This is a genomic window from Cupriavidus taiwanensis LMG 19424 (genome assembly GCF_000069785.1).
GTDB lineage: Bacteria > Pseudomonadota > Gammaproteobacteria > Burkholderiales > Burkholderiaceae > Cupriavidus > Cupriavidus taiwanensis.
Genome location: NC_010528.1, coordinates 1,712,227 through 1,733,324 on the forward strand (window position 1 = coordinate 1,712,227; position 21,098 = coordinate 1,733,324).

The 21,098-nt window shown below is 66.5% G+C and carries 16 protein-coding genes and 3 tRNA genes; 4 read left to right on the plus strand and 15 right to left on the minus strand.

Annotated elements, in window-relative coordinates; genetic code table 11:
- Window positions 1–67: 67 nt before the first annotated feature.
- Together RALTA_RS30770 and RALTA_RS07810 are read left to right on the plus strand one after the other, a co-directional pair.
- On the plus strand, window positions 68–448 hold the full coding sequence (locus RALTA_RS30770) for a helix-turn-helix domain-containing protein (protein WP_012352893.1): 381 nt from the start codon (window positions 68–70) through the stop codon (window positions 446–448).
- A 2-nt stretch (window positions 449–450) separates the two neighbouring features.
- Window positions 451–1,797, plus strand: a complete 1,347-nt coding sequence (locus tag RALTA_RS07810; protein ID WP_025584640.1) for a type II toxin-antitoxin system HipA family toxin — start codon at window positions 451–453, stop codon at window positions 1,795–1,797.
- Between the two features lie 46 nt (window positions 1,798–1,843).
- Here the strand turns inward: RALTA_RS07810 and RALTA_RS07815 are convergent.
- The 8 genes from RALTA_RS07815 to RALTA_RS07850 all read right to left on the minus strand — a co-directional run bounded on the left by RALTA_RS07815 (window position 1,844) and on the right by RALTA_RS07850 (window position 9,213).
- A tRNA-Thr gene (locus tag RALTA_RS07815) sits at window positions 1,844–1,918 on the minus strand.
- Window positions 1,919–1,950: 32 nt separating this feature from the next.
- Window positions 1,951–2,026, minus strand: a tRNA-Gly gene (locus RALTA_RS07820).
- Window positions 2,027–2,032: 6 nt separating this feature from the next.
- Window positions 2,033–2,108, minus strand: a tRNA-Asn gene (locus RALTA_RS07825).
- A 107-nt stretch (window positions 2,109–2,215) separates the two neighbouring features.
- Window positions 2,216–3,298 carry an alpha/beta fold hydrolase gene (locus RALTA_RS07830; protein WP_012352895.1) on the minus strand — a complete coding sequence of 361 codons (1,083 nt, stop codon included), beginning with the start codon at window positions 3,296–3,298 and terminating at the stop codon, window positions 2,216–2,218.
- 193 nt (window positions 3,299–3,491) lie between these two features.
- Window positions 3,492–4,409, minus strand: coding sequence for a transcriptional regulator (locus RALTA_RS07835; RefSeq protein ID WP_115671094.1), 918 nt, complete (start codon window positions 4,407–4,409; stop codon window positions 3,492–3,494).
- 668 nt (window positions 4,410–5,077) lie between these two features.
- Window positions 5,078–6,199 carry a hypothetical protein gene (locus tag RALTA_RS07840; protein WP_012352897.1) on the minus strand — a complete coding sequence of 374 codons (1,122 nt, stop codon included), beginning with the start codon at window positions 6,197–6,199 and terminating at the stop codon, window positions 5,078–5,080.
- 197 nt (window positions 6,200–6,396) lie between these two features.
- On the minus strand, window positions 6,397–8,106 hold the full coding sequence (locus RALTA_RS07845; RefSeq protein ID WP_012352898.1) for a hypothetical protein: 1,710 nt from the start codon (window positions 8,104–8,106) through the stop codon (window positions 6,397–6,399).
- A gap of 285 nt (window positions 8,107–8,391) precedes the next feature.
- Window positions 8,392–9,213, minus strand: coding sequence for a hypothetical protein (locus RALTA_RS07850; protein ID WP_012352899.1), 822 nt, complete (start codon window positions 9,211–9,213; stop codon window positions 8,392–8,394).
- Between the two features lie 660 nt (window positions 9,214–9,873).
- Here RALTA_RS07850 and RALTA_RS07855 point away from each other — a divergent pair.
- Together RALTA_RS07855 and RALTA_RS07860 are read left to right on the plus strand one after the other, a co-directional pair.
- Window positions 9,874–11,253: an undecaprenyl-phosphate glucose phosphotransferase gene (locus RALTA_RS07855; protein ID WP_025584634.1), complete on the plus strand. Its 1,380-nt coding sequence runs from the start codon at window positions 9,874–9,876 to the stop codon at window positions 11,251–11,253.
- Window positions 11,254–11,311: 58 nt separating this feature from the next.
- Entirely contained in the window at window positions 11,312–12,421 is a 1,110-nt protein-coding gene (locus RALTA_RS07860; RefSeq protein ID WP_012352901.1) for a glycosyltransferase, read from the plus strand.
- A 19-nt stretch (window positions 12,422–12,440) separates the two neighbouring features.
- Here RALTA_RS07860 and RALTA_RS07865 read toward each other — a convergent pair whose 3' ends face one another.
- Genes RALTA_RS07865 through RALTA_RS07895 form a run of 7 tightly spaced genes read right to left on the minus strand, consistent with a single transcriptional unit; the run spans window position 12,441 to window position 21,035 of the window.
- On the minus strand, window positions 12,441–13,745 hold the full coding sequence (locus tag RALTA_RS07865) for a hypothetical protein (RefSeq protein WP_012352902.1): 1,305 nt from the start codon (window positions 13,743–13,745) through the stop codon (window positions 12,441–12,443).
- The gene (locus RALTA_RS07870; RefSeq protein WP_012352903.1) at window positions 13,732–14,931 is read right to left on the minus strand and encodes a lipopolysaccharide biosynthesis protein; all 1,200 of its coding nucleotides are present in this window, start codon (window positions 14,929–14,931) and stop codon (window positions 13,732–13,734) included. The genes RALTA_RS07865 and RALTA_RS07870 overlap by 14 nt, the downstream gene beginning before the upstream one ends.
- The gene (locus RALTA_RS07875; RefSeq protein WP_012352904.1) at window positions 14,931–16,160 is read right to left on the minus strand and encodes a polysaccharide pyruvyl transferase family protein; all 1,230 of its coding nucleotides are present in this window, start codon (window positions 16,158–16,160) and stop codon (window positions 14,931–14,933) included. The genes RALTA_RS07870 and RALTA_RS07875 overlap by 1 nt, the downstream gene beginning before the upstream one ends.
- The gene (locus tag RALTA_RS07880) at window positions 16,123–17,202 is read right to left on the minus strand and encodes a hypothetical protein (RefSeq protein WP_012352905.1); all 1,080 of its coding nucleotides are present in this window, start codon (window positions 17,200–17,202) and stop codon (window positions 16,123–16,125) included. Before RALTA_RS07880 ends, RALTA_RS07875 begins: the two co-directional genes overlap by 38 nt.
- Window positions 17,203–17,205: 3 nt before the next feature.
- Window positions 17,206–19,440, minus strand: a complete 2,235-nt coding sequence (locus RALTA_RS07885; RefSeq protein ID WP_012352906.1) for a polysaccharide biosynthesis tyrosine autokinase — start codon at window positions 19,438–19,440, stop codon at window positions 17,206–17,208.
- Window positions 19,441–19,461: 21 nt separating this feature from the next.
- On the minus strand, window positions 19,462–19,899 hold the full coding sequence (locus RALTA_RS07890) for a low molecular weight protein-tyrosine-phosphatase (protein WP_012352907.1): 438 nt from the start codon (window positions 19,897–19,899) through the stop codon (window positions 19,462–19,464).
- Complete coding sequence (locus RALTA_RS07895; RefSeq protein ID WP_012352908.1) at window positions 19,896–21,035, minus strand: polysaccharide biosynthesis/export family protein; 1,140 nt, start codon at window positions 21,033–21,035, stop codon at window positions 19,896–19,898. The genes RALTA_RS07890 and RALTA_RS07895 overlap by 4 nt, the downstream gene beginning before the upstream one ends.
- Window positions 21,036–21,098 lie beyond the last annotated feature (63 nt).

Here is a 21,098-nt window from a genome sequence, read left to right on the forward strand (position 1 = left end):
TTGTGAATACGGACAACAGGTAATATCCTGTAGCCGTCCGGCCGTCCGCCGGGTCGGGGAGCGCGCCATGCACTACGCCATCAAGACCATCCACCAGTTGCGACCGATTCTGCAGGGATTCCGCAAGTCCCGCGGCATGACCCAGGCCATGATGGCAGAGCACCTCGGCATCCGGCAGCAAACCTATGCCGAACTGGAAGCCAACCCTGCCGCCGCCAGCGTCGAACGGCTGCTGCGGGTGCTGCGCGTGCTTGGCGTCGAGCTGGTGCTGTCGCAGGCGGAGGCTGGCGATGCCGCCCCGCTCCGGCCGCGGGCCAGGACGAAGGTAACGGCAAGCCAGCCGGAAAAGGCCAGCGACAAGGTCCGCGAAAAAGTCCGCGAAAATGCCCGCGAAAGCGTCCGCGAGGCCCGCGCCGCGACGGGCCGGCGCCCGCGGGAGGACTGGTGACCATGGCGCGCGCGCGGCACGGCAACCGCCTGGACCTGTGGATGAACGGGATCCCGGTCGGCCATTGGGAAACCGGCGCCGGCGGCGACCGGCTGGTCTATCGCGAAGACTGGATCGCCGACCCGCAAGGACGCCCGCTGTCCCTGTCGCTGCCATTCACACCGGGCAACCAGCCGCATCGCGGACCCGCGGTGGCCAACTATTTCGACAACCTGCTGCCTGACAGCGATGTCATCCGGCGCCGGATCGCGGCGCGCTACCGCGCCGGCGGCACCGACGCCTTCGCGCTGCTGGCCAAGGTGGGGCGCGACTGCGTCGGCGCGATCCAGATGCTGCCGCCCGGCGAAGCGCCCGAGGCACTGCAGACGGTCAGCGGCCGTGTGCTCACCGAGGACGAGATCGCGACGCTGCTGCACGAAACCACGTCGGCACCCGTGCTGGGCCATCGCGAGCCCATCGACGACCTGCGGCTGTCGATCGCCGGCGCGCAGGAAAAAACCGCGCTGCTGCGCTGGCGCGGAACATGGCAGCTGCCGCAGGGCAGCACGCCGACCACGCACATCTTCAAGCTGCCGCTCGGACTGGTCGGCAATATGCGCGCCGACATGCGCACGTCGGTCGAAAACGAATGGCTGTGCGCGCAGATCGTGGCCGCCTATGGCCTGCCGGTGGCGCAGTGCGAGATCGCACGCTTTGCCGGCACCAAGGCGCTGGTGGTCGAACGCTTCGACCGCAGGCCGTCGAGCCGCGGCACGTGGCTGCTGCGCCTGCCGCAGGAAGACATGTGCCAGGCCACCGGCACCTCGGCCTTGCAGAAATATGAGTCCGACGGTGGACCCGGCATCCGGCAGATTGCCGAGATCCTGTCCGGATCGCGCGCGGCGGCCGCCGACCGCCGGCATTTCTTCATGGCGCAGGTGGTGTTCTGGCTGCTGGCGGCAACCGACGGCCATGCCAAGAACTTCAGCATCGCCCACCTGCCGGGCAGCCAGTATGAGGCGACGCCGCTGTATGACGTGCTGTCGGCGCACCCGGTGATCGGCCGCGGCCGCAACCAGCTGGCACCGCAGAAGGCCCGGCTGGCGATGGCGCTGCATGGCAGCAACCGACACTATGCCATCCACGAGATTCGCCGGCGCCACTGGTTCGCACAGGGCCAGCGCATCGGCTTCTCGCCCGCCGAGGTGGCGTCCATCCTGGACCACGTGACCGGGCAGACCGCGCAGGTGATCGACACAGTCGCATCGGCATTGCCGGCAGACTTTCCGCCGGATGTGGCCGACGCGATTTTCGACGGCATGCGCCGGCACAGCCGCAGGCTGGCGACGCGCGGCGAGGCGGACCTGTGAACGACGGCGGACGCCGGCGGCAGGACCGATACAGCGGAAGGGAAAATGGTGCCCATGGGCAGGATCGAACTGCCGACCTCTCCCTTACCAAGGGAGTGCTCTGCCACTGAGCCACATGGGCGGGTGTTCCGGCGTGGGACCACGCGGAGGATTTGGAGCGGGAGACGAGTCTCGAACTCGCGACCTCAACCTTGGCAAGGTTGCGCTCTACCAACTGAGCTACTCCCGCGTACTTTGGCTCCCCGACCTGGGCTCGAACCAGGGACCTGCGGATTAACAGTCCGTCGCTCTACCGACTGAGCTATCGGGGAACATATCGCCGTTCAGCGAAGCGCGAATTCTACAACATGATCGCGCCGAATTGAAAGCCCCGTTTTGAAAGCTCTTGCAGCGTTGCGTTCAGGCCTTGCGCCAGCGGTCATGCAGCGCCGCGCAAGCCATGCCGTGGCGCCTGCCGGTCGACGTCGATCACTGCCTGCGCGAACGCCGTGGGCGCTTCCTGCGGCGGATTGTGCCCCACCCCGCCGTTCAGGGTCCGGTGTTCATACCAGCCGGTGAACTTGCCGGCATAGGCGCTCGGCTTCGGATGCGGCGCGCCGTTGGCATCGCCCTCGATGGTGATGGTCGGCACACCGATGGTCGGCGCCGTGGCCAGCCGCTGCTCGATCGCGTCGAACCGGGCCTCGCCGGCAGCAAGGCCTTGCCGCCAGCGGTAGTTGTGAATGGTGATGGCGACGTGGTCGGGGTTGTCGAGCGCGGCGGCGCTGCGCGCGAACGTGGCGTCATCGAAGTTCCACTTCGGCGACGCCAGTTTCCAGATCAGTTTGGCAAACTGGTGCGTGTATTGTCGGTAGCCAGCCTGGCCGCGGTCGGTGGCGAAATAGAACTGGTACCACCACTGCAACTCGGCTTCCGGCGCCAGCGGCTGCCGGCCGGCGGCCTGGCTGCCGATCAGGTAGCCGCTGACCGAGACCAGCGCGCGCACACGCTCCGGCCACAGCGCGGCCATGATGTCGGCGGTACGCGCGCCCCAGTCGAAGCCCGCCACCACGGCGTTCTGCACCTTGAGCGCATCCATCAGCGCGATCATGTCCACGGCGATGGCGGAAGGCTGGCCGTTGCGCAGGGTGTCGGCCGACAGGAACGTGGTCGAGCCATAGCCGCGCAGGTAAGGCACGATCACCCGGTAGCCGCGCGCCGCCAGCAGCGGCGCCACGTCCGTGAAGCTGTGGATGTCATAGGGCCAGCCGTGCAGCAGCAAGGCCACCGGCCCGTCGGCCGGGCCGGCCTCGGCGTAGCCGACGTTGAGCACGCCGGCGTCGATCTGCCGGATCGATGCAAAGCGCGTATGCGTGCCCGGCGTGAGGGTGGGCAAGGCGTCGGCTCCCGGCACACCGACCTGTGCGCGCGCGGCGCGCGACAGGCCCAGCGAGCCGGCCGCGAGCGTCACCGCGGCAGCACCCAGAAAGCCCCGACGGGGCAGGTTGATGGCGTTCGGCATGTTGTTCTCCTGTATGCGTGGTGTGAGTCCGAACGCAAGTCTAGGAGGCCGACGCAAGCGGCATGTGTCTGAAACCGGGGCCTTGTGTATCGCCGTGTATCCGGGCCGGGAAGGTCCTATACGACGATACAAAGCGGCGATGCAAAGCGGCGATACAAAGCGGCGATATGCGGGCTGATCGCTTCCTGCACACTCAGGCGTAGGTTTCGAGATTCCCCGTCACGGCGGGTTCGCTCCAGGCAAGCCCCGGCCGGAGGCGATGCCCCAGGTCGCGCCCGGCGACCTCGGCGGGCGGCACCGCATACCGCTCCGGCTGGCGATCCACCCGGGCCGGTGGTTGCTGCGCATCCAGCTCGAGGCAATGCTTGAAATCGCTCGCTGCCAGGCGCGCGCCGATAAACTTGCCGAATGCATCGAGCTGGACCTGCGAGGTCATGCCGGCGCTGCCGCCAATGGCCGGGCAGATGATCCACGTCGTTTCGCCGCGGGAAAACAGGTGCAGCCGCCTGGCCTGGTCCGCCGGCCGCAGCGCGTGCTCCTCGCCCGCGATGCCCTCTAGCGAGAACGCTTCGATATATTCCTCGGCATGGCGGTGGCTCAGGCAAATGACCACCTTCGGACGCCAGCGCTCGCAGGTCCGGGCGATGAAGCGGAAGCGTTCGCCCTGCCGGCACAACGTGACATAGCGCTTCTGCGGAATCAGTTCCGGCTGCCCCCGGAACGCCTTGGACCACGTCGTTCTGCCGTCGACATGCGCGGGCAGCGGGAACAGGCTCAGCCGGAATTCCGCGCCGGCCGGCGAGTAGAGATGGTTCCAGTAGTAGTGTTCCCAGTCGTTGTCGCCGAGCCGCGCCCCAAGCGCCTCGGCGCGCGCGGCCGCCATGATGCGCGCCACGCACTGGTGGCCGAACCACCTGGCCATGTCTTGTCGATGGTGTTGGCGAAACACGGCGTCCCAGGCCGGTGGTGCCAGCTGCGGATTAAGCGGCGCGACGATAGGCTCGGACCACGCCGGGCTTCGGTCGCATATCCAGACGGCAGCCCTTGGATTGCCGCCCTCCATTCCGACGTAGGAGGCAAAATACCGGTCCAGTTCCTGACGCGTGAACATCCGTGAATGCTGCATTTTATCCCTTGCTGCTTAGTGGGACCCCCAATATTAAATGCCGCAGCATGCCGCCGCCGCGATGGGCGTACGTACTGCCGAGGTCATATGCCATTGTTTTTTAAACAGGCCAGGAAAATAGACGGATGCGAAATACCCCTCCCCCGAGCGGCATGCTTCCATCGGTTCTTATAATGTCCCGGACCCTGCTTTGAGTAATTGGAACAGGCGTGTCCCGGCGCACGGCGCCGCCCTTGCGGCTAGTCCGGTCGCGGGAAGTCGAGAGCCACCGCTGGCCCCGATAGGACGCTTTGCGTCTGCGCTTATTTAATCAGGCCGAAGCTTATTCATTATTTTACTTCCCCCAGAAATACAAAAAATTACAAATATTACGAACCTGACAATCATTTTTTCTCGCCAGACAAGCGAGAACGCCGATCGTCAAACGCACCATGGCGGTGCCGGCCCGGCTGATTTAGGGCTCTATAGCCCTTTCTTGATTGAGATGATTTTATCCAAAGCTTTCGGATATAGGAATTTCAATCTTCTAAGGTCTGAAATAAGCAATCTGCTGCGGCGCAATATATTTTGGGCGCGATTTTCCATCCCCTCGCCCGAGGGGATAAAAAACAGCTGACGGATTACCGGAACCGAGGGGTCGCCGCGCTTGCGGCTCAGAATCCGGAAAAGCGGATGCCGATGGAGCCGTAGCCGTAGTAGCGGTCCAGCTTGCCGGCGGTGGTCGCGTTGTAAAGGAAGGGGATGGTGCCGACGAAGTTGTACAGGGAAGCCTGGCCGCGCAGGAACACCTCTACGTTCTTGGCCACTCCATACGACAGCTCCAGCCCCAGCGTGTGGTTGGACTTGATCGGCGCGTTGCCGTAGGACTCGGCGCGGCTGTCGACGTTGCTGCGCAGCAGGTACTGGAACTGGTAGCCGAGGCGCGCCGCGAAGCGGTCGTATTTCCAGCGCCACGATCCGCCCAGGTTCAGGTAGCCAGCGGTGTAATTGAAATCGTCGTTGAAATCCAGGCCGAACTGGCTGGCGTTGACGGAGAACGAGGCCGACTGCAGGGTGACGTTGCCCACGTTGCAGGGTGCCGCCAGCTGGCCGTTGGCGAGATTGTCCGAGCCGATGGCAACGTTGAAATTGCAGTTGCCGCGCTGCAGGCGGGTATTGAGGCTGCCAACCGTGACGCGGCTGATGCCGAGCCCGACAAAGCCGGTAAGCTGGTTGCGTTCGGTCAGCTCGCCGGAAAAGATCACGTCGGCCTGGGCCTGGACATCGTTGGCGTTGTTCACGGTGAGGCTGTTGAACGTGGTGTTGCGGACAATCACTGGCGACGAGCGGTTCAGGCTGCCGGCGTGGTCTCCCCACAGCGAGAAACGCAGCATGATGCGATCGCGCGCGCCGGCCTCGGCCAGCGGGTCATAGTGCATCGCCAGCATCCACGTATCGATGTGGTTGCGGTCCTGGCCGTACTCGATGCCGCGGCGCCAGTAGGTCGCCGATCCCGACCAGTGCGGCGAAAACTTGTAGCCCAGCATCAGCTTGCCGCCGCGGTAGTCGCCCGCGTTGTCCGATACCGGTCCCTGGCGCCCGCGCAGGTTGAAGACGTCGACGCTGCGATTGACCATGTCATAGCTGGCCTCCACGCGCACCGAGGTGAACTCGCCGGTGGCGGGCTCGGCTTGCATGAACACATCGTCCGGGGCGGCCCTGGCCGTGCCGGCGGCACACAGCCCCAGCATCAGGGCGCAGGCCTGGTCGAGCCGGCGCTTTCGAAGCAGCTGCATAGGAAACTCCGAGGCCACTGGGCGAGCCTCATGCCCGGCGCGTTCCGATGGAAGCGCCCGACGCAGACAAAACATGACCCGGTCGGCCCTGGCACGCAAGGCCTGCGGTACGCGGCCGGCGGCGCGCGTGAGGATGACCGGGAGCCTGGCCTTCCGCCGTGCCGGCGGAAGGCCTTCGCTATGGCGCTAAGCGCTGGTCACGGGTTGAGCGTGACCGTGGTCTTGAGGCCGTCGCCGACCACCATTTCGGCGTCGGTCTTGACCAGTGCCGTCTTGGCGAATGCGACGTCGTTGTTGAGCAGCATGCCTACGCGCACGTCCCGGCCCGGGCGGCCGGTGGTGGTGGCGAAGGTCACCGGGAAGGTGCTGGTCGCCTTGGGGGTGAGCGCGTCGACCTGCGCCTGGCTGAGCGCGCCGGAAGACCTGAGCTTGCCGAGGAAGGTGGTGAACGGCAGGTTCAGCGAGCCGCCGTTGGCGCTGGAGAACAGGCTGTCGGCGGCGGCGTTGCTCAGGCTTGCGGCGACCGACAGGTTGCCGCTGACACGGAACGAATACGCGGTGTTGGCCGGCACCACCGCATCGACCAGTTGCGAGCCGTTGAAGGTCAGCGTCACGTTTTCGATGATGACATCGACCTGGTTGCCGCCATAGGTATAGCTCAGGCCGGCACGCACCTGCGTCGGGCCGCCGTTGAAGGCATCGCCGTTCTGCGCCACGCCGACCTGGATCGCATCGAGCGAGCCGCCGGTGGCAGTGATGTTGTCGGTGATCGGCTGGGTCACGCCGTTGATGGTCAGGTTCGACAGCACCAGCGAGTTTTTCAGCCGGACCGCATCGGCCACGCTGTTGATGGCGCCGGCGTCGACTACGCCGCCGAGGTTCGCGGCGACCTGCTGGATCTGTGCGGCACTGCCGCTCGATACCGCGTCGCCGAGTTGCGCCAGCCCCGCCGCGTTCGCCGCATTGGCCAGTGCGCCGGCCGTGACCGCCTGCACCAGCGCCGTGGTGGTGGCCGCCTGGGCACTCTGCGTGACGATGTTGATCGACCCGCCCTCGATCAGGGCCGACAGCGTTTCGGTGGGGCTGCTGCTGACGTCGATCGCTTCCAGCGCGGTGCTGACGCTATCCACTTCGCTGGCGATCACCGGCGCGGCCAGCGCAGCCACGTTGGTGGCCACGGCGCCGATGTTCGACTGCAGGCTGGTGGGCAGCCCCGCTTGCGCGTTCTGCACGGCGCTCGACACCACGCCCGCCACCAGCGCACCGCTGCTCAGGTCCGCCGTACCGGGCGCGCTCGCTACCGCGGTGGCGACCGCCTTCGACGCCGCCGCGGCCGAATCCGCCGGCGTCAGCGTGCCGCCTGCGCCCAGCCCGTTCAGGGTCTTGGAGACATGGTCGACCAGTTGCTGCACCACCACCGCCGCGCGCAGCGCCTGCGCATCCTGCATCGGGTCGAGCGTCGCCAGGTCCTTGCCTGCCAGGCCCAGCCCCGTCGCCAGCGGCGCAACCTGGCCTGCGCCCAGCTGCACTGTCAGCGTGGTCAGCGGCGAGACCACCTGTGTCACGCCCTCCCGGTAATCGATCGCCGGGGCCTGCAGCACGCCGGCGAACGGCAGGTTGGTGCCGACATCGGTGCCGCCGGTCACCTTCAGCGCGCTCTTGGTGCAGCCTGCCGGGAAGGTGAAATCGCCGGTGGCATTGGTGACCGCGGTCTTGTTTTCGCAATCGAGGAAGGTCACGGTCGAGCCCGACAGGTAGAAGTCCACCGCCTTGCCGCTCACCGTGGCGGAGGGCTGGGACGGCTGGGAAGGCGCTGGCGAATCGTCGCCGCCGCCGCAAGCCACGAGCGTTGCCGCCGCGCCTGCCATGATGCCTAGGATGAAAATCTTACGGGTTTTGGTTTGCACGCTGCTCTCCTGAGATCAATACTGCGCTACGACGAAACATGGTGGGGAAGCCTGCGCCGGTGATCCTGCCTCGCACAGGCTAAGGCGCGCCCAGCACTGCTTCTGGTGCTGCTGCCAAGCGCGACGCTGCAGGCGGATGCCGCGGCAGCAGCTTGCAAGGTCGCGGCAGGCCGCAGATAAATGCATCCGCCAATCCGTGTCACCCCTGCATGCCGGGGGAAAGCCAGTGCGCCGCCGCGCTTGCCCGCAGGCCGGCCAGGGTCGACGACGCTCGCTGGCATGGGTTCATGGCAGGCTCGCCGTCTCCGGCGCCTCGCTCATGACGTGCCCGGAGAAATCGTCCGGGCGCAGCCAACGCGACAGGTACTGCCCCATCGCATCCAGCAGCACATCGGACATCATTCCCCCGGCCCCGGCCAGCGGCGGACAAAGCAGCCACGTGGTGCCGTCGCGCTCCAGCACGCGCAGCGTTTTGGGCTGGTCGGCGGGCTGCAGGACGTGCTCGGCGGCGTGTGCCTGCGCGAGCCCGAAGGCCAGGGCAAAGTCATCGGCGTGCCGCTCGCCCAGGCATATCACCACCTTCGGTCTCCAGAGCCGGCGAATGCCGTCGATGAAGGCAAAGCGGCGCCCTTCGCGGCACAGGTCGAGATAGCGCTGTCGCGGAAACAATTCGGGCTGGCGGCGAAATGCCTTCGACCACGGGATCTCCTCGGTCGGTCGCGCCGGCAGCGGAAACAGGCTGAGCTTGAACTCGGCGCCCTGCGGGCCGTACAGGTGGCGGTCGAAGTAATGCTTCCAGTCGTGCTCGCCCAAGGTGGTCCTGAGCACCCTTGCACGCGCCGCCGACATGATGCGCGCGATCTTCTGGTGCGATTGCCAGCGCTCCATGTGATGCCGATACTTGCAGCGGTACGCCGCATCCCATGCCGTGGGTCGCGCATGCGGAATCAGCGGCACGGACAGCGGCGCCACGCCGGGATGCGGGGAGCTGTCGCAGAACCAGACCGCGGCGCCTGGATTGCCCCCTTCCATCCCTACGTACGACGCGAAATACGCATCCAGCTGTTCGCGCGTGAATACCGTCAGTGGCTCTGTGTTCTTTCTCATTCCTCTACCGCGTGGAGTGAAGGATGCCAGGACGCCGAGTCGCCGTCGCCGTGCCGGTGCACGCGCACCAGGCCGGCGGTCGCGAAGCTGCTCGCCAACGCTTTTTATTCTCACCCCCGCAGCGAGGGGTGCGCTGCCCTGTCGTTTCCCTCCTTGCGCGGGGTAACGCAGAAGCGCGAACGGCGGCATTTTCGCGCGCGAAAAAACGCGCGAAAGTCGATCACGTCCCCCACGATTCGCACTGCAGGCACCGGCGCGAGGCCGGTTCACACGCGTCCGGAGTTTCCCTTCCGATGAAGGGTACCGACGCTTTTGGGCGCATCGCACTATTCGCTCCTGAAAACACGGAGCACGCCGGAGCCTTCAGCGCACCGGCAGAACGAGAGCGTTGCAGTTGCATGGACGGCCGTCACCGATGCGGCCCGTGGCAGGTCATGCGCTGACCGCCGCCACACCATGGAACCGCTGCCGCAAGGCAGCCCCGCACGACTCTGCTTGATCACGCCATGCGCATGCACAGGCAGATGCATGCCATGCGACGAGCCTGGCCGCCACTTCGCGCGGACCGGGAGTTCGGAGGAGACAACAAGGGCGTGGGCACTCGCATGAGCGCCCATTACTCAACGCTTCTGGGAGAAGCAATTGGGTATCTATCGCGATATGTTTGCCAGGCACCACGATCAGCTCGCGCTGATGGCTCGCCTGCTCGACGCCGGCGCCATCTGGGTGGCGGCAATCCTCGCCAGTGAAGCGCGGTTCGACACCGCGCAGGCGCCAATCCACCAGTTCATCCAGTACTTTGCCTGTGCCATTGCCTTCATCGTGCTGCCAGGCTTCGACGTGTACACGTCGTGGCGCGGACGCAGCCTGTTCTCGCTTGCCGCGCGGCTGTTGTCCGCATGGAGCCTGGTCTGGCTGGTGAGCCTGCTGCTGACCTACCTGCTGCACCAGACCGACTCGCTGTCGCGCCTGTGGATGGTGTACTGGTACCTGTTCTCACTGGCAGCGCTGGTGGCGCTGCGCGTGGTCAGCCGCGCCGTGCTCAACCTGCTGCGCGTCGCCGGCGCCAACAACAAGCGCGTGATCATCGTCGGCTTTGGCCGCACCGGCCAGGAGATGTACCGCCGCGCCACCGCCAGCCACACCACCGGCTACAAGATCAGCGGCATCTATGCCGCCGAAGGCGAGCCCACGCCGGAAGGACGCCGCCGCATCCACGACAGCGCCGACATCGCCGCCTTCGCGCGCGAGCACGGCATTGCCGAGATCTGGCTGACGCTGCCGATGCGCGAGCACCGCCTGATGCAGGAGATCGCCTTCTCGCTGCGCAATGACTTCATCGACATCAAGTGGATGCCGAGCGTGCTCGACTTCGACCTCCTCAACCACAACGTCGGCAACTTCCTCGGCATGCCGGCCGTGGAGATGAACAAGCCGCCTTCGCTGGGCGTGCGCGGCACCATCAAGGCCATCTTCGACCGCACCTTTGCCGCACTCGTGCTGGTCGCACTGTCGCCGCTGTTCCTGCTGATAGCCGTGCTGATCAGGCGCGACTCGCCTGGTCCGGTGTTCTTCAAGCAGGAGCGCCTCGGCATGGACGGACGCGTGATCCACGTCTACAAGTTCCGCAGCATGAAGGTGCATGCCGAGCACGGCGTAGTCACGCAAGCCACCAAGGGCGATAGCCGCGTCACGCCGATCGGCGCCTTCCTGCGCCGCACCAGCCTCGACGAGCTGCCGCAGTTCATCAACGTGCTGAAGGGCGAGATGAGCGTGGTGGGGCCGCGCCCGCACGCCATGGCGCACAACAACATGTACAAGGAGCAGCTCGATTTCTACATGCTGCGCCACCGCGTCAAGCCGGGCATCACCGGGTGGGCGCAGATCAACGGCTATCGCGGCGAGACCGACACCCTGGACAAGATGGCCAAGCGGGTGGAGCACGACATCTTCTACATCCGCAACTGGTCGTTCTGGCTCGACCTGCGCATCATCTTCTGGACCGCCTTCCGCGGCTGGATGGGCAGCAATGCTTACTGAGCCAGTCCAGCCCGTCCCGCCCCACCGAATTCCGCTACCCCATCGCATCCGCAAGCCAATGATCAAAGTCCTGCACGTGACCGAGTGCCTGGGCGGTGTCGAGACTTACCTGCACCTGCTCGCCTCCCATATCAATGACGAGCACATCAGCTTCCACTTCGCGCTGCCGAAGCAATGCTCGGTGTCCGCGATCGCCGATGCGCGCAATTTCGGCGTCAGCTACCTGCCGATCCCGCGCAAGCTCGATCCGCTCAACGACCTGAAGGCGGCGCTCAGCCTGCGCGCGCTGGTGAAACGCGTAGCGCCGCAGATCGTCCACCTGCACAGCTCCAAGGCGGGACTGGTGGGACGGCTGGCCTGCATCGGCCTGAACGTGCGCGTGGTCTACACCCCGCATGCCTATTACTACCTGGGCCTGCGCGGCATCAAGCGCCGCGTGTTCCTGATGGCCGAGCGCTTCCTGCACCGGCTGACCGATGCGGTGCTGGCCACCTCGCCGTCGGAGCGCGACCGCGCCATCCATGACGTGGGCCTGCCGCGGGAACGTGCGCACTCCATCCTGAATGCCGTCGAGCCCCGCTCCGTGCCGGTGGAACGCCAACTGGGCGCGGTCAAGCGCGTGATCATGGTGGCGCGGATCAGCCCGCAGAAGAACATCCCCATGTTCCTGGACGTGGCGAAGCTGTTCCAGGGGCGTCCCGACGTCGAATTCATGCTGGTCGGCTATGGCCACTATGAGAATGACCGGGCCACGCTCGATGCCATGCTGCGGGAACGCGGGCTGGTCGAGGGCAAGGACATCACCGCCATCGCGTGGATGGGCCGGGCCGAGCTGCTGGAACTGCTGGCGCATGCCGCGGTGGTGGTGCTGACCTCGCACTACGAGAGCTTCGGCTACGTGCTGGCGGAAGCCAATGCGCTGGCGATCCCGGTGGTCGGCACCGACGTCGACGGCATCAAGGACATCATCGTCGATGGCAGCAACGGCTTTATCGTGCCGGTGGACGACGCCCCCTCCATGGCCAGCTCGATCGAAGCCATCGTCGGCGATGCCACGCTGTGGCAGGCCATGTCCGAGCACGCCGTCACCCGGGCCAAGTCCGAGTTCAATATCGTGACCCAGGCCAGAAAGTTCGAGTCCTTCTACTCGCGCGCCGCGCTGGCCTAGCCGGCATCGGCCGCGCTGGTCAGGGCGGCGCCTTGCCGCCTGACCAGCTGGCCAGCAGCATCGCGCCATCGGCAAGTACCGCGCTGTCCTGCAGCAGCGCCGCGCATGGCAGCGCCTTCTGCGCGTCGCCCAGCGCCCTCGCCGTGCAACCGTCTGTTGCCCCCGCTCGCGCCAGCGCATCGCGCAACAGGGTCCGCGCTTGCGGGCCCCAATAGATGCGATGGGCCACGCCGTCCTTGCGCAGCTCCACCATGAAGCTGTCCTGGCGCTGATGCCAGCTGGCGTCCTTCGCCCCGGATAGCATGCCCAGCAGGTCGCGCAGCATGGCAATGACCGGCTTTTCCGAGCCGTCATTCCTGAGCAAGCCGAAGTTTGCCTCCCGCTCCCAGCGGGCCTGGCCGCGGTCGCGCCATGCATAGATGCCCAGCATCGGCACCTGCGCCATGACGCCGGCCAGCACCTGCCTGGCGATCAGCGTCGCCTGCGTCGCTTCGCTGCGCACCGGCAGGTACGAGGCATAGCCCCATTCGCTGACGATCAGCTGCGCGCCCGGGCGCGGCGAGCTGCGGATGCGCTCGCCAAGCTGGCGATAGTCGCGCAGCAGTGTCTCGGGCGTGGCCCGGTACGGGTGAATGCTGAGCCCCTTCACGCAGCCCAGGCGCGGATCGGTCAGCAAGCGCGACAAGGACTGTTCCGCCGCGGCATTCTCCGCGCCGGGCAGCCGCGCCAGGCCGAACAGGTAAACCGATGGCGGCGGCGCCGTGCCGGCCTGCGCCAGCGCGTCGCAGATCCTGCCGGCGGCCGAGATCAGCCGGGTGATCGGTACCGACGGATGCAGGAAGGTCTTGTTGTCGGGCTCGTTCCAGATCTCGTACGACAGGTCCGGCCCTGCGTTGCGCAGCATGAACTGGCTGGCGAACGCGGCGAACTTCGCCTCGCTGGCGTCGCTGGAGCCGTCCTCGCCGTCATCCCCCCAGATGTACCGCCCGCCGTACAGCGTGACCAGCATGTGCAGGCCGGCCTGGCGCGCCTGCGCAATGACCTGCGCGTAGCGCTGCGGCTTCAGGTGTCCGCGCACCACCTCGGGCCGCACGCCGAAACGCACATGCGTAAAGCCCAGGCGCCGGATCTCGGCGAGATCGCGCGACGACACCGTGGCGGGATCGATCTGCACCGCAAACGCGGGCATCGACGCGATCCGGCCAGAGGCCTGCCATGCCTGGGCCTGCGCAGGCTGGCCGGGCCACCAGCCCGATACCGCGATCAGCGCGGCCAATGCCAGCGCCCGCGCGCCGCCGCGCGGCGCCGCGCTATGCGGCGGCATGCCTGCGCAGTACGCCCATGGCGAGCGCACCGGTCTGGAACAGCGCGATGACGAGGAACGACACCAGCATGATCTGCGCCGCCACGAGGTAGTCGAGCTGCGGATAACGCCATGCGCCCAGGGCGATGCCCGCCAGCAGGCCGATACCCGCGGCGAGGAAGATGGCGCGTGCCATGCCGAAGGATTTCAGCAAGGTGCGCAGGCACATCACCACCGCAAATACGATCGGAAACAGCGAAAAGAAACGCACGTCGAGATCTCCATAGGCCGCGCCGAACAGCATGACGACGACCTGGTCGCCAAACAGCAGCAGCAGCACGCTCAGCGCGCCGGACAGCACCACCCCGCCCAGCACGAACCCGGCGGCGTTGCGGGCCAGCGTCGGCGTGTCGTCCTGCCTGAACGATGCGGCAAACTTCGGCATCAGGTGGTAGCCCAGCGCCATCAGGATATATTGCGCCGGCAGCAGCACCGTCAGCAGGATGCGGAACTTCGCCGAGTCGGCGAAGTGCCCGAGCGAGCCCAGGAGCACCACCAGTCCCGGCCCGACCAGCCAGCTCATCAGCTGCGCGCTGGCCGAGCTGGCCCCCAACCCCAGCCATTGGCGCGGCGACTCCGGCCTGCCCGGGACGATCTCGATGCGCCCCCGGCGGCGCAGCGTGGCGGCGGCTACCAGGGTCGGCAACAGGATCGCGGCGGCAAGCAGCAGCATCGCCGCGGGCGCCGGCCGCGTACCGGAGGCCAGGCCAATCATGGCCACGCCCCCGCCGATGAGCATGTGGCAGGCGAGCAGCCCGGCATAGCCGCGCGCCTTTGCGCCCACGGTCCTGAGCACCCAATAGGCGGTGTAGCAGGCAAACAGCACGGCGGCCGCCGCACAGGCCGACGTGCTCAGGCCATGCCCGTACAGGTAGAGGATCGAGCCGGCCGTGACCGGCAGCACCGTCAGCACCGCGACTTCGACCGAGAAGCGCACGCGCAGCTTGATCCCCTCGATCAGCGCCGGCTCGTGCAGGAACGCGACATAGAAGATATTGATGAACACCACCAGCGACAGCACCACCGCCACCAGCCCATAGCCCGCCACGTCCATCGAGCGGGCCAGCGCCACGTTGATGCCGAACTGGACCGCCGTGTACGCGGCCTGCTCGAACACCGCGCCCAGCGCCGACAGCATGCGGCGCATTATGGCGTCCCCTCGAGCGAAGGCGCCGCCCGCAGCGTCGCCGGGGCGGCCGGCAGCGCCAGCGTCTGGCCGAACAGCAGCGCCAGGCCCTGGGTGATGTCGCGGCCCAGCCGCGCCGAACGCTTGAACTGCGCCGCGCCCAGCGAGCGAGCGCAGGCCAGCCTTTCGATCACGTCGTCAGCGCTGGCGTTCTGCCGCACGGCGAAATCGCCACGCCCGCTCAGCTTGAAGAAGGAAGCGACCTTGGTGTCCCACACAATGCCGACGGACGGCACGCCGAAGCTGAAGGCAATGATGTTGGCGTGCATCCTGTGCCCCACCATGCTGTGGCAGGCGGCAATGATCGATGCCAGCTCCGCCGGGGATGCGGGCAGCATGAAATCCACGCCTTGCATCCCGTCCGCGCCCAGCCGGCTCCTGACCGCCGCCGCGGCAAGGTTGTCTTCCTCGGCGCCGTTGGTGAACAGCACCACGCGCTGTCCGCCCTGCCGCAGCTTGTGCACCAGTTCTACGAACATGCCCAGCCCGCCGCCCTGCTCCGCTACGCTGACGAGGTCCGCGTTGTAGTGCAGCGATTCGACGTCCGAGACACAGATCCCCACATCCCAGCGCTTCTCCAGCCCGTGCTCCGCATACAGCGACGCGCTCAGGATGGCGGGATCGGGAATGATGGCGACATCGCAAGCCTCGCCCGCGCCGAGGCCGACGATATTGCGCCGCGAGCTTTCATCCCGGACCGAGACGTATTGCGGCGCCGCCAGCGCGAAAAAGCGCGACACCAGGTAACGTCCCAGCCGCGACCAGCCAGCCGCCACGCCCACCGATACCAGCGCGACCCTGGCATTCTTGCCGAGGCAGCGGGCCAGCAGGTACAGCTTCAGCGGAAAGTTCAGGTCCACATCGCACAGCAGCTGGCCGCCGCCAACCACCACCACATCGGCATCGGCCAGTTGCTGTTGCCAGCGCACGCGCCACTGCCGCCGGTATTTCAGCCAGATGGCCATGGTCAGCACCGGCACCCGGGCCCAGCCTGGCAGCCTGGAGAAAAGCCGCATCAGTCGGCCCTTCTTGAGCGACTGTTCGCCCAGGCGCGTGCGCCCGGCGATATCGAGGAAACTGACCCGGCAATCCGGCACGGCCTGGCGGATCAGATGCCCCAGCGTTTCGGCGATCACCGCATCGCCAAGGTTGTCACTGTATGGCACCGCGCATATGACGACGTGCTTCATCTTGTTTGGCCGGCAAGGTAGTTAGCAAAGGGATGAGGAACAAGCTGACCGAGGTGAGATGGCGAACGTAGCTGCCCAGGTCCGGCTCGAAGATAAACTGCACCAGGATATGCGCAACCACCAGCGTGGCAAACCAGCGGCGCTTGCGCTCGTCGCCGCTCATCGCGGGCGTCCCGGACAAGCCGCGCAGCGCCACGCGCAGGATCGCCGCATGCATCAGCATCATGGCCAGGTCGACCGGCGCGCGGAAGCTGATCACCGGCAGCACGAACATGACGGCCGCGTACAGGTAGTTGACCAGGAAATTCACACCCGAGCTGGGCGGATACAGGTTCCAGATCATGGTGCGGTTGTCGCTGCCGATGCTCAGGGCATAGTTGTTCGAGATATCCCGCGGCGACTGCAGGATGTACAGGATCTCGGAAGGCGCCACCAGGATCGCGCCCAGCACGCAGGCCAGCACAATGGCCCTCCATGCCGGCGTCAGCCGCGCCGCCACGCGCAGGCCGAGCGCCAGCACCAGGATCATCGCGTAGTAGTTGCGGATGAAGAGCGCGTAGCAGCCGTACAGCAGCACGGTCATGACGACCAGGCCCCGGAACGACACGCCGCGCGACATCCCGCCCATGACCAGCACGATAGACATCGCGATCACCACGGTCTCCTTGCCGGGCGAAAGCAGGTTCAGCAGCATGCAGGGCAGCACGAACAGCCAGCGCGTGGCCAGGTCGCGCAGGCTCGCTACCCGGCTCGATGCCAGCGCAAGATAGGCCACGCCGACCGTGGCGGTGACCACATTCACATACGCCGCCCCGAACAACGAGAATACCTTGGCGGTGGCGGCGAACGAATCGTCGAGATCGGTCGAGCCGCTGACCAGGAACTCCAGCATCTTGTTGGAATCGGTGACCCATTTTTCCGGCAGCGCGTCGCGCCCGAAGAAATAGATCACCAGGTAGAGCAGGCTCAGCACCAGGCTCGCCACGGTGGCCAGCCCGCGCTCGGCCAGCACCCAGTCGCGGTCCAGTCGCGCGGCTCGCATCGCTTACGCCTTCTCGCCCTGCGAGTAGCCGTAGTAGGCGTAGCGATAGCGCCCGTACTTGGAGCCGTAGCCGTAGCGGAAGGCGTTGGGATCGAGGCCGTTGAAGACCACCCCCTTCACGCTGACATTGACCTGCCCCAACTGCTTGGCGGACTCCGAGATCTCGCCGATCGAGCTCTTGCCGAAGCGCGTGACCAGGAACACGGTGGCGCAACGCTCGGCCAGGATCGCGGCATCGGCGACGGCCAGCACCGGCGGGGTGTCGATCATCACCATGTCATAGCGCGCGCTGAACGCCTCCAGCAGCCCGGCCATGCGTTCCTTCAGCATCAGTTCGGCCGGATTGGGCGGGATCGTGCCGGTGCCGATGAAATCCAGGCCCGGCACCACGTCGCGGTGCACCACCTCTTCCAGCGCCAGCTTGCCGGCCAGCACGTCAGACAGGCCCGGATCGCGGTCCTTGCCGAAATACTGGTTCAGGTAGCCCTTGCGCATGTCGGCATCGACCAGCAGCACGCGCTTGCCGCCCGAGGCCATCAACGCCGCCAGGTTGGCCGAGACGAAGGACTTGCCCACGCCGGCCGTCGCGCCGGTCAGCAGCACGCGGTTGTTGGGCGCGTCCAGCATGGCGAACTGCAGCGACGTGCGCAGGCTGCGCAGGCTTTCCACCGAGGGCTCGTTGGGGAAGCGGTCGGCCAGCAGGTAGTGGCCGCGCTTGCGCGCCTGGATATCCTTGCTGAGCGTGATCTGGTGCTCGGACTGGGGCACGGTCGCATACACGTTAAGGCCGGTATGTTCCTCGATGTCCTTGGGATCGGTGATGCCGCCATACAGGGCATTGCGGACAAAGGCCACTACCGCCCCGGCCAGCACGCCAAGCACCGCCGCCAGCACGATCACCAGCGCCTTCTTCGGCTTGACCGGCTCCTCGGGCACCGGCGAGGTGTCGACCAGGCGCACGCTGCCGACCTTGCCCGCCTTGACCAGCTTGAGCTGCTGCATATTGTTCAGCATGCCGACATAGAGGTCGTTGTTGACCTGCACGTCGCGCATCAGCCGCACCGTATCCTGCTCCAGGTTCGGCAGGGTCTTGACCCGGCCGGCGACCGCCCCCGCCTTCGCCGCCAGCGCGGCAATCTGCTTGTCGATGGCCTGCATCGACGGATGGCCCGGCGCAAAGCGCGTCACCAGCTCGGCGCGCTTCTGCTTGAGTTCCAGCAGCGAGGTCTCGGCGGTCACGCTCTCCTGCAGGAAGGCCTTGCCCTCTTCGCTGAGGTTGAAGGTGCCGCGGTCGTTGCGCATGGCGTTGTACTTCACTTCCGCGCGCTCGAGCTCGCCCTTGAGTTGCGGCAGCAGGTTGTTGAGGAACAGCAGCGATTTTTCCGCCTCCGCGGCCTTGCGGTTGATGTTCTGCGCCACGTACTCGTCGCCGATCTCGTTCAGGATCGCCGCCGTCAACCTGGCGTCATTGCCCTCCAGCGAGGCCCCGATCACGCCGCTCTGCTTGCCCTTCTCCGCAATGTTCAGCTGTTGCTGCAGCTGCTCCAGCGTTTTCAGGCGCGACTGGCGCACCAGGTTGAAGGCAATGCCGGGCCTGGCCTTCAGCGCCGTCACCAGCAGCCGGATCTCGCCGACCGCATGGCGGGCCTCGATGACTTCGCCGACACGGCCGACGATGGGCTGGTCCAGGCTGGCCTGCTCGAGCCGGTAGCGGCCATCGCCCAGGCTCACCAGTACGAAACCCTCGCCTTGCAGCGCCTCGGGCACGTCGAAGGTCGGCACGTCGATCGATTCCCCGCCCCAGGCATAGCCGCCCATGCCGAACAGGCCGGGCTCGGACAGCCCCTTCGACTGGCTGGCGATCCAGGGCCCGACCAGCGGGAAGTATTTGGGCTTGGCATCGATATAGAGCCGCAGGTTGTCGACCGCCTTGCCGACCACCATGCGCGAGCGCAGGATCTCGATTTCCGCGGTTGCCTGCGTCTTGACGTCGAACAGCGACGAGACATCGCCCAGCAGGCCGTTGGGACTGTTCTGGCTGTCCTCGACCTGCACCAGGATGTTGGCTTCGTACACCGGGCGGGCCAGGAACGCGTAGGCAACCCCGAGCGTCAGCACGGCAAAGGCGATGGCCGCGATCAGCCAGCGGTTCGCCACCAGCACGTCCAGGTAGCGGACGACGGCAATCTCGTCCGACTGGACCGGCGCCGCGACGGGAAGATAAGTGGACTGGTTCATGGCAGGCAGGACAGTATCGGTTTAACCCAGGGCCCGGATGCGCGGCACCCAGGACTCCACGCCGCGCTGGATCAGCTGCAACGCGCTCTCGAATGCCGCACGGGGCTGGCGGTAAGGGTCTGGCACATCGAACTTCTCCAGTTCGCCAAGGCGGAACACCCGTCCGGTGGTGGCCGGGTGCAGGCGCTGGATCTCCTGCCGCTGCGCGGCGTCCATCACCAGGATCAGGTCCGCGCGCCGGATCAGCACGTGATTGAGCTGCTGGGCCCGGTGCCCGGAGATGTCGACGCCCTGGCGGCTCATCAGGTCCACCGCATGCGGATCGGCCGCGTGCCCGGACAGCGCGCCGAGGCCGGCGGAGACCACCTCGCCCTCGGGCAGCGCCTGCCTGAGCAGGCCTTGCGCCATCGGGCTGCGGCAGATATTGCCGATGCAGACCACGAGTACGGTCTTGATCATTTGACTGCGTTCGCCGTCGACGTGAAGAAATTCCCGCTCGGCAACAGCTGGTTGATCACGCGGCTCCAGCGGACCACGCCCGCGGCATCGACATAGACCACGTCGCGCGGCTTCAGCTCGAATGCCTCGGCCAGGGCGAACGCGACCGGTGACTTGCCGTCGAGGTGGAACACCTCGGCCTGCCCGTCGTCGGCCTTGCGGATCACGTAGAGCTCCTTGGCGTTGGCCGAATTGGGATTCAGGCCGCCGGCTTCGCCAATCGCTTCGCTGAGCGTGAGCCGGCCGTTGCGCGGCATCACCGGCGTCGGCCTGACGACTTCGCCGGTCACGAAGACCTTGCTGTCCTCGCGCTGCTCCACGCGCACGATGTCGCCGTTGCGCAGCAGGATGCGCGCTGGATCGATGCCCTGCTGCAGCAGCGCCGGCAGGCTGACGTAGTAGATCTTGCCCTCGCGCGAGATGCGGATGCGGCTGTTGTCGCCAGTCAGCGCGTTGATGCCGCCGGCGCGGTTGAGCGCCTCGACCAGGGTCATCGGCACGTCGTCGATATTTTGCGGACCCGGCGTCTTCACTTCGCCGTCGAGGTAGACACGCTTGCTGCGGAACGCCAGCACGCGCACCGTGACCTGCGGCATCGTCACCACCGGCTTGAGCTGGGTGCTCAGCTGCCCGCGGATCTGGTCCGGGGTCTGGCCGAGCACCTTGAGCACGCCGGCATAGGGAAACTGGATGGTGCCGGCCGGACTGACCACGTAGCCGGGAATGTTGGCCGCGCCGCTGTAGCTGGGAATCTCGTAGGCGGCGCCAATCGAGTAGGTCTGCGTGGGGAAAACCAGTTCGGGGTGGTCCCACACCACGATCGAGAGAATGTCGCCGACGCCCACGGTATAAGGCCCCGGCTCGCCGAACAACGCTTCCACGCCGGCGTTCGCCGGGGGCGTGGCGGCCTTCAGCGTACGCACCAGCGCGGGCGTGATCTGCGTGACCTTGGGCACCGACTCAGGGTCCTCCGGATCGAGCGGACGCTGCGGGTCGAAGCGCATGCCCGGCGCCAGCGCGCACGATGCCAGCAACGGAACGATCCCCAGGCACACGACGGCCCTGCCAAACCTCAAGCTGCTTGAAAGCTTTAGCACTCTCGATGATTCCCTTGTTTGCAAGAAGACCCGCATGGCCCGCCGCCACCGCTGTCGCAATGC

Excerpts from the sequence above, each read along its gene's own strand:
- RALTA_RS30770 (WP_012352893.1), top strand. The coding sequence starts at position 68 with ATGCACTACGCCATCAAGACCATCCACCAGTTGCGACCGATTCTGCAG.
- RALTA_RS07810 (WP_025584640.1), top strand. The coding sequence starts at position 451 with ATGGCGCGCGCGCGGCACGGCAACCGCCTGGACCTGTGGATGAACGGG.
- RALTA_RS07830 (WP_012352895.1), bottom strand. The coding sequence starts at position 3,298 with ATGCCGAACGCCATCAACCTGCCCCGTCGGGGCTTTCTGGGTGCTGCC.
- RALTA_RS07835 (WP_115671094.1), bottom strand. The coding sequence starts at position 4,409 with ATGTTCACGCGTCAGGAACTGGACCGGTATTTTGCCTCCTACGTCGGA.
- RALTA_RS07840 (WP_012352897.1), bottom strand. The coding sequence starts at position 6,199 with ATGCAGCTGCTTCGAAAGCGCCGGCTCGACCAGGCCTGCGCCCTGATG.
- RALTA_RS07850 (WP_012352899.1), bottom strand. The coding sequence starts at position 9,213 with ATGAGAAAGAACACAGAGCCACTGACGGTATTCACGCGCGAACAGCTG.
- RALTA_RS07855 (WP_025584634.1), top strand. The coding sequence starts at position 9,874 with ATGTTTGCCAGGCACCACGATCAGCTCGCGCTGATGGCTCGCCTGCTC.
- RALTA_RS07860 (WP_012352901.1), top strand. The coding sequence starts at position 11,312 with ATGATCAAAGTCCTGCACGTGACCGAGTGCCTGGGCGGTGTCGAGACT.
- RALTA_RS07865 (WP_012352902.1), bottom strand. The coding sequence starts at position 13,745 with ATGCCGCCGCATAGCGCGGCGCCGCGCGGCGGCGCGCGGGCGCTGGCA.
- RALTA_RS07870 (WP_012352903.1), bottom strand. The coding sequence starts at position 14,931 with ATGCGCCGCATGCTGTCGGCGCTGGGCGCGGTGTTCGAGCAGGCCGCG.
- RALTA_RS07875 (WP_012352904.1), bottom strand. The coding sequence starts at position 16,160 with ATGAAGCACGTCGTCATATGCGCGGTGCCATACAGTGACAACCTTGGC.
- RALTA_RS07880 (WP_012352905.1), bottom strand. The coding sequence starts at position 17,202 with ATGCGAGCCGCGCGACTGGACCGCGACTGGGTGCTGGCCGAGCGCGGG.
- RALTA_RS07885 (WP_012352906.1), bottom strand. The coding sequence starts at position 19,440 with ATGAACCAGTCCACTTATCTTCCCGTCGCGGCGCCGGTCCAGTCGGAC.
- RALTA_RS07890 (WP_012352907.1), bottom strand. The coding sequence starts at position 19,899 with ATGATCAAGACCGTACTCGTGGTCTGCATCGGCAATATCTGCCGCAGC.